The organism is Pedobacter sp. (assembly GCF_035317785.1).
In the GTDB taxonomy this organism is placed as follows: Bacteria; Bacteroidota; Bacteroidia; order Sphingobacteriales; family Sphingobacteriaceae; genus Pedobacter.
This window is the reverse complement of sequence record NZ_DATHGC010000242.1, coordinates 23339-30927: the sequence shown is the minus strand read 5'-3', so window position 1 is coordinate 30927 and position 7589 is coordinate 23339. Positions and strand designations below refer to the sequence as shown.

Below are 7589 nucleotides of genomic sequence, written 5' to 3'. Positions count from 1 at the left end.
ACTGGACACATATGGAATTGAAAGATCCGTTTGGTGTAAATTCTTACCTGAATGCGGCTTCGGCGGGAGAGATCTATGAGCATTGTAATGCATTGCTGACCCAGGATGAATTTTCCACACAGGGTTTGCTCCATCATTTTAAAGTGAAAATGGTTGGAACGACGGATGACCCCTGCGATGATCTGGTATACCACAAGCAGCTGAGCTCAAGTGATTTTACGGTAAAGGTTAAACCTTCCTTCCGCCCGGATAAAGCGCTGATGATCGATAAGACGCAGCAATTCCGGGAGTATATGAAACGTTTGTCGGTCGCTTCGGGCCTGGAGATCACAGATTTGGAGTCGTTGATCCATGCCCTCCAAAACCGCGTAGATTATTTTGCCGCGCATCAGGCCAGTATTGCGGATCATGGTCTGGCTTTCTTACCTGCGTCTTACCAGCTGAGCGATACGGAGAAAAAAGAATTTGCTTCGTTCGTCAAAAGCAGCGATGCGGTATATTCCAATCCGGATGCTTTTGCGGGTTATGTGCTCACTGCATTGTCAAAAATGTATCATGAGAAGGGATGGGTGCAGCAGTTTCACCTGGGTGCCATCAGGAACAACAACCAGGGCATGTTCAACAAGCTGGGTGCGGATACTGGTTATGATTCCATTGGTGATTTTAAGCAGATTGAACGGATGTCTGCTTTCTTTGGGAATCTGAGCACAACAGATCAATTGCCCAAAACGATTGTATACAATTTGAATCCTTCTGATAATGCGGCTTTTGCGGCCATGGTGGGCAATTTTGCGGACGGCTCGGTAAAAGGCAAGATGCAGTTTGGTTCCGGCTGGTGGTTTCTGGACCAGAAAGACGGCATTGAACAGCAACTGAACACATTGTCCAATATGGGTATTGTCAGCAATTTTGTAGGAATGCTGACCGATTCCCGCAGTTTCCTTTCTTATTCGCGGCATGAGTATTTCAGACGGATCCTGTGCAATATGTTTGGTGCGGAAATGGAAAACGGCCAGCTGCCCGATGATGAGAAATGGATCGGACAGATCGTCAGTGATATTTGTTATTACAATGCGGAGGAATATTTCGGATTAAAGTAGGAAACACATCCATCATTGCGAGAAGCTCCTCGCAATGAGGATTCTCAATACTACCCGATCAAAAACACCGTCATTCCTTTTGGGCCGTGTGCGCCAAGGACCAGCGATTGTTCAATGTCTGCTGTTTTCGATGGCCCGGCTATAAAGACCCCAAAGCCATATTCGGCTTCGCCGATCCTGGCATAAGCATCGTGCATAGTGGTCAGTATTTCGTTTTTGCTGACCACCACTGCCAGTTGCTGACAGATGAACGGCACTACTCTTTGCTGCATGAGTTCTTCGGTGATCCATAATGCTGCATTTTCGGCGACACCAAAGTGTGCGCTGATGATGGCAAGGTCTACATTTTCTAAAGTATGCGGATCATCATTTTCCCAGCCCGGTTCGGTAATGCTGCTGAGTTCCGGAAGGGTAGAAATGATGCGCTGTTCACCCTGGTAGTGTGCTGTTATATAATCCAGGATCTCTCCGTAGCCGGATACCTCGATGAGTGCACCGCCTATAGTGGTCAGTACATTTCGAAACTGTTCTATGTTGCGCAATGCCTGACCGGAATCCGCCGATGCAGACTGCGGTTGATCTGTGTCCGGAGTTTTGCCCCAATTTTCTGACAGAATCAGTTCAGCCGGCGGGAGGGGTTTCAGCTCAGGCTGATTTTTTTTTACCCTGGCCAATATCTGTGCTCTGCTAGTCATGCTGATTTGTTTTTTCTTTGGAAAAATCCTGCTGTTTGTACCATTCACCAAAAGATTGTTTCGGCGGCTCAGGCATTTCCCGCTGGTGATACCAAAGGTTGAGTTTATTATTTACCATAAAAGGTGCGTACTTCATGACCATTCGGCCTGCTTTACCGGCTATTTTATAGATTGCAGGGCTGGATAAGGTAAATTCCATGGCTTTCATGGCAATGACCTTTGTCTTGTCTGCATAGCCTTCTTTTACGATCACCTGCCGCCATTTGTACAACTGTTCATGGATGTTGATCTTTACCGGGCTTACATTGGTGCAGGATCCGCAAAGGGTGGAGGCAAAAGGGAGGTCAGCATATTGCTTGATGTCCAGGTTTGGTGCCAGGATAGAGCCGATTGGACCGGCTATGGCTGTGTGGTAACTGTGTCCGCCGCTGCGGCGGTAAACCGGGCAGGTGTTCATACAGGCTCCGCAACGGATGCATTTCAGTGAATTCCGGAAATCCGGCCGGCCAAGCTGCTTGGTCCGGCCATTGTCTACCAGTATGAGGTGCATGGTCTGTCCGGGTCTGGGTTTTTTAAAATGACTCGAGTAGGTCGTGATCGGCTGGCCGGTTGCGCTGCGTGCCAGCAGCCTGAGGAATACGGAAAGGTGCTTGCGCTGGGGTACCAGTTTTTCTATACCCATGCAGGCGATGTGCACATCTGCAAGGTGCGCGCCCATATCGGCATTGCCCTCATTGGTGCATACCACGAATTCCCCCGTTTCGGCTACTGCAAAGTTCACTCCGGTAATGGCTGCTCTGCGGGTAATGAATTTTTCCCTCAGATGGACACGTGCGGCTGCGGTCAGAAATACCGGATCGGACATCCCCTCAGGTGTGCCCAGGTGCTCATGAAAGAGGTCACCTATTTCTTCTTTCTTTTTATGGATGCAGGGCAGTACGATATGGCTTGGCGGCTCTTCTGCCAGCTGCACGATCCGCTCGCCCAGATCCGTGTCAATGACTTCTATGCCGTGCTGGTGCAGGTATTCGTTGAGGTGGCATTCTTCGGTCAGCATAGATTTGCTTTTCACGATCCGGTCAACGCCGTTTTCTTTGAGTATCTGTTCGACGATGCGGTTGTGTTCTTCGCCATCAGCCGCCCAGTGTACTTTTATGCCGTTTTTTTGCGCATTGGCTTCAAACTCCGAAAGGTAGCTGTGCAGGTCTGACAGTACATTGTCCTTGATCTGTGAAGCCATTTCTCTCAGCATTTCCCATTCGGGAATGTGGTGTGCGGCCTTGTCACGCTTGGCGCGGACAAACCACAGGGTTTCATCGTGCCAGTTTACACGGGCTTCGTCTTCGTTAAAAACATCAGATAATTGTGCGTGGTCTTTAGTTCCGGTACCCATCTGTTAGCTATTATACATTTAAAGGCTCGTTTGAATTAACTGCTGTGGTTTCTGTTGCTGCGATTGCGGGTTCTGCATTGAGGATCTCCGCGATATGGATCACTTTGACCTTGCTTTTTTGCCTGCGCAAAATGCCCTCCATATGCATCAGGCAGGACATATCTGCGGCAGTGATGTATTCTGCTCCGTTCAGCAGGTGGTCCTCCACACGGTCTTTTCCCATTTTCACGGAAACCGCTTCTTCCGCTAGGCAGAAGGTACCGCCAAAACCACAGCATTCATCCGGCCTGTTGAGCGTTATCAGTTCCAGTCCATCGACCATTTGGAGCAATTGCAGCGGTTTTGAATAAGGTTTGGCCACCAGTTCGGTCATCTGTGCCAGCATCAGCCCCCGCTGCCCGTGACAGCTTTGGTGCATGCCCACTTTATGCGGGAAACTAGCGTTCAGTTTTTCTACTTTTAATACATCTGTTAAAAATTCTGTCAGTTCATAGATCTTTTTGCGGATGCCCAATGCTTTGTCTTCATTGCCCTGCGCATGCAGATGATCTTTGATGTGCAGCACACAGCTGCCCGACGGGGAGACAATGTAATCGAATTCAGCAAAATTATCGATGAACAAGTCATTGCATCCCTGGGTCAGGTGTTCAAATCCCGAATTGGCCATTGGCTGACCGCAACAGGTCTGCCGGGTAGGGTAAACTGCATCTACGCCGAGCTTTCTGAGCAACTTTAATGTCGCAATAGCCGCATTGGGATAAAACTGGTCAATATAACATGGGATAAACAGGCCTACGGTCATGATATTTTTGGTGTGAAGGCGGTAAAAATAGTTTTTAAAGTAAATTGAAATTCTACGTTTTTGGCTAAAAAGTAAACAATTTGAACATGCAGGACTGACAGCAGAGGTGATCTGGTATACTTGACTGCCTGTTCACACTTTGCTCACACCTTGTTCACACCAAAGCCACAAAAGGGTACCTTTTTGTGAAGGAAGTGTGGATCAGGTGTGTTCTGTGTGAGGCTTTGCCCTTAACCAGACCTGATCTGTTCCCGTATCTGACCTGAGGCGTACTTTTTTCAAAAAACAAGGAAGTATAATGTACCATAAATATGTGACATTCAAAAACTGAAAACGTTTTCATAAAATTAAAAATTATGATTAGCTTGCGGTTCAATTGCCGGTTTGCAATGGGTTGCGAAGGGTGATCGGCCTGCAGAGGGAATTGAACAGAACAACGAAACGAAATGATCAGGAAAAAAAGAGCTCAGGAAAATACGATTCTTGATATTGCAGGCGCATTAAAACTGTCTGCAGCTACCGTTTCACGGGCGCTTAATGGTCAGGTCCATGTAAAAGAGAAAACCAGGAACGATGTGCTTAAAATGGCTGAGAAGCTGGGTTACAGGCGTAATCAGATGGCCTCCGGACTGCGCAGCAATAAAACTTATACAGTAGGGCTTATCGTGCCGCGCATTTCCATGTTCTTTCATGCAGAAGTGATCACGACCATTCAGAACAACCTGCACAAGCATGGCTACAACCTGATGATCTGCCAGTCCAATGATGACATCAGTATGGAGAAGGAGCTGACAGAAATTCTTTTTTCATCAAGGGTAGATGCGCTTATTGTAGCCTGTACTTTGTTTACGACTGATTTTAGTCATTTCCTCAAATTTATGGAAAGCGGTGTTCCGGTGTTTTTTTATGACCGTGTTCCGCCGCATCTTCCCGGTGCAATGGTCATCAGGGGAGATGATATAAGAGGAGGCTATCTCGCGGCATCACACCTGATAGAGACCGGCTGCAGGCATATTGCCCACATTTCAGGGCCGCTGAGCTGCAATCTTTACCGGGACAGGTCTGCCGGATTTTACAGCGCGATGGAACAACATCATATTGCGGTAAATGAAGACTGGATTTTTCATCAGGAATTGACCACAGTCAATGCCCGCGAAGCGATGCGGAAGCTTTTTGAGGGGAAAAAGGTTCCCGACGGACTGTGTACTGATAACGATTCGAGCGCTATTGCTGCATTGGAATATGCCCGGGAAACAGGCATTAACGTTCCTAAGGACCTGAAAATCATCGGTTATTCAAATGATCCGCGGACTGCTATCATTTCACCGGCGATCACCACTATTGAACAGTTTCCAAACCAGGTGGGCAAGAAAATAGTCGATGTACTGGTAGATCTGCTGAAGAACGAAAAGAACATTGATGAGCTGAGTAATGCGCCAATCATCATCCCTACAGAACTGATCAGGAGGATGTCGACTTAAACTGTACATTTTAACCAAATACAAATATAAGTTATGCGAAGATTATTATTTATTTTTTCATTGTTGCTGCATCAGGGTCTGGCCGATGCCCAAACTAAAGCGCTGCCGATGGCAAAGCTGATTGACGAGCAGTTTAAATTTGCAGATCAGCAGTATAAAGTGCTTGCCAAAAATGTACCGGCAGATCAGATGCCAAAGACATTTTATCCGCAGACGGGAAAATCAGAAAACAGCAATACGGGATGGTGGTGCAGTGGCTTTTTCCCCGGATCATTGCTGTATATCTATGAGTATACCAAAGATGCGGATGTTTTGAAGGAGGCTAAAGCAAGACTGGCCATACTGGAAAAAGAGAAATTGAACAAAGGTACTCATGACCTGGGTTTTATGATGTACTGCAGTTTTGGCAATGCTTACCGTTTATTTAAAGACCCGGCTTATAAGGCCATCATTGATGAGTCTGCAGCGTCTTTGTCGACCAGGTATCATCCGGGTGCAAAAGTGATCCAGTCCTGGAATGCCAGTAAGGCCTGGGCGGGCCCGGTAATCATCGATAACATGATGAACCTGGAGCTGCTGGGCTGGGTAAGTGATCAGGGAGGTGATAAAAAGTTTAAAGAAATCGCGGTAAATCATGCGAATTCGACGATAAAAAATCATTTCAGACCGGATTTTAGTTCTTATCATGTCCTGGATTATGACATGAAGACCGGGGATGTGCTGCAAAGGAAAACGGCTCAGGGTGCTGCTGATTCTTCTGCATGGAGCAGGGGACAGGCCTGGGGATTGTATGGTTTTACGGTGATGTACCGCATGACAAAAGACAGGCAATACCTGGAGCAGGCTAAGAAGATTGCCGCTTTTATGCTCAATGACAAAAATATGCCTGCTGATCTGATCCCTTACTGGGATTATGATGCTCCGGGTATCCCCAATACTTACAGGGATGCTTCCGCAGGTGCAATCATGGCCTCGGCCTTATTGGAACTGGCTCAGTACACTGATAAAAAAGAACGTAAGCAATATCTGGGTGTTGCAGAAAAGGTGATCAGGACCTTGTCTTCAGATGCATATCGTGCGAAGCTGGGCGAAAACGGCGGCTTTTTATTACTGCACAGTGTAGGTTCGCTGCCCCATAAATCGGAGATAGATGTACCGCTTACTTACGCCGATTATTATTTCCTGGAAGCATTGCTCCGTTATAGGAACTGGTATTTGTAATGTCCGGGGATCTGAATTAAAAGAATAAAAAGATGATTAAAAGAATACGATGAAAACACACTTTGAAAGTCGTTATGCGCACAGTCCGGCCGAGGTAAAACACATGGTCACCGCAGACCTGAGGAAGAACTTTTTGATCAACGAGCTGTTTGAGGCCGATCATATCTATCTTACACTCACCCACTTTGACCGCTATATCACCGGTGGCGCAATGCCGGTGAATGAGACCGTTCATTTGTCAAATCCTGATTACCTGAAGGCATCTTATTTTTTAGAAAGACGGGAGCTCGGGATCATCAATGTAGGTGGCAAAGGTACGGTAATCGCTGATGGCCAGAGCTATGACCTGGATTTTAAAGAGGCGCTGTACATCGGCAGGGGTACCAAAGAGGTGACTTTTGCTTCTTCAGATCCGGCGAAGCCTGCAAAGTTTTACATCAATTCTGCGCCTGCGCACCAAACCTATCCGACGAAGAAAGTGTCGAAAGCCGAGGCTGAGGTGGTGGAGCTTGGTGCTCCGGAAACGGCCAATCACAGGGTGATCAATAAGCTGCTGGTGAACAGTATCTTGCCGACCTGCCAGCTGCAAATGGGCATGACTGAGCTGAAAAGCGGCAGTGTCTGGAATACCATGCCTGCGCATACGCACGACCGGAGGATGGAAGTTTACTTTTATTTTGAAGTACCACAGGGGCAAAGTGTATGTCATTTTATGGGAGAGCCGCTGGAGACCAGGCACATCTGGATACAGAATGAGCAGGCGGTGATCTCACCGAACTGGTCTGTACATTCGGGTGCGGGTACCAGTAATTATACGTTTATCTGGGGTATGGCAGGGGAGAACCTGGATTACGGTGATATGGACCATTGTGCGATAAATGAACTTAAATAGTAATA

The 7589-nt window shown here is 47.2% G+C and carries 8 protein-coding genes; 4 read left to right on the top strand and 4 right to left on the bottom strand.

Annotation, left to right across the window (positions count from 1 at the left end; translation table 11 throughout):
- Positions 1-1100 (top strand): glucuronate isomerase (uxaC, locus tag VK541_RS14905; RefSeq protein ID WP_324371114.1); only part of this gene is annotated, 1100 nt, incomplete at its 5' end.
- 50 nt (positions 1101-1150) lie between these two features.
- Here uxaC and VK541_RS14900 read toward each other — a convergent pair.
- The 4 genes from VK541_RS14900 to VK541_RS14885 form a co-directional block, all read right to left on the bottom strand.
- Positions 1151-1795 (bottom strand): LutC/YkgG family protein, encoded by a 645-nt coding sequence (locus tag VK541_RS14900; RefSeq protein WP_324371113.1) that lies wholly within the window; start codon positions 1793-1795, stop codon positions 1151-1153.
- Positions 1788-3188, bottom strand: a complete 1401-nt coding sequence (locus VK541_RS14895; RefSeq protein ID WP_324371112.1) for a lactate utilization protein B — start codon at positions 3186-3188, stop codon at positions 1788-1790. The genes VK541_RS14900 and VK541_RS14895 overlap by 8 nt, the downstream gene beginning before the upstream one ends.
- Positions 3189-3198: 10 nt before the next feature.
- The gene (locus VK541_RS14890) at positions 3199-3990 is read right to left on the bottom strand and encodes a (Fe-S)-binding protein (protein ID WP_324371111.1); all 792 of its coding nucleotides are present in this window, start codon (positions 3988-3990) and stop codon (positions 3199-3201) included.
- 154 nt (positions 3991-4144) lie between these two features.
- Positions 4145-4333 (bottom strand): hypothetical protein, encoded by a 189-nt coding sequence (locus VK541_RS14885; RefSeq protein ID WP_324371110.1) that lies wholly within the window; start codon positions 4331-4333, stop codon positions 4145-4147.
- A gap of 103 nt (positions 4334-4436) precedes the next feature.
- Between VK541_RS14885 and VK541_RS14880 the strand changes: the two genes are divergently transcribed.
- The 3 genes from VK541_RS14880 to kduI are packed head-to-tail and all read left to right on the top strand — an operon-like array spanning position 4437 to position 7584.
- Positions 4437-5471 (top strand): LacI family DNA-binding transcriptional regulator, encoded by a 1035-nt coding sequence (locus tag VK541_RS14880; protein ID WP_324371109.1) that lies wholly within the window; start codon positions 4437-4439, stop codon positions 5469-5471.
- Between the two features lie 33 nt (positions 5472-5504).
- Positions 5505-6692 (top strand): glycoside hydrolase family 88 protein, encoded by a 1188-nt coding sequence (locus VK541_RS14875; protein ID WP_324371108.1) that lies wholly within the window; start codon positions 5505-5507, stop codon positions 6690-6692.
- Between the two features lie 49 nt (positions 6693-6741).
- The gene (kduI, locus tag VK541_RS14870) at positions 6742-7584 is read left to right on the top strand and encodes a 5-dehydro-4-deoxy-D-glucuronate isomerase (protein ID WP_324371107.1); all 843 of its coding nucleotides are present in this window, start codon (positions 6742-6744) and stop codon (positions 7582-7584) included.
- Positions 7585-7589: the final 5 nt, after the last annotated feature.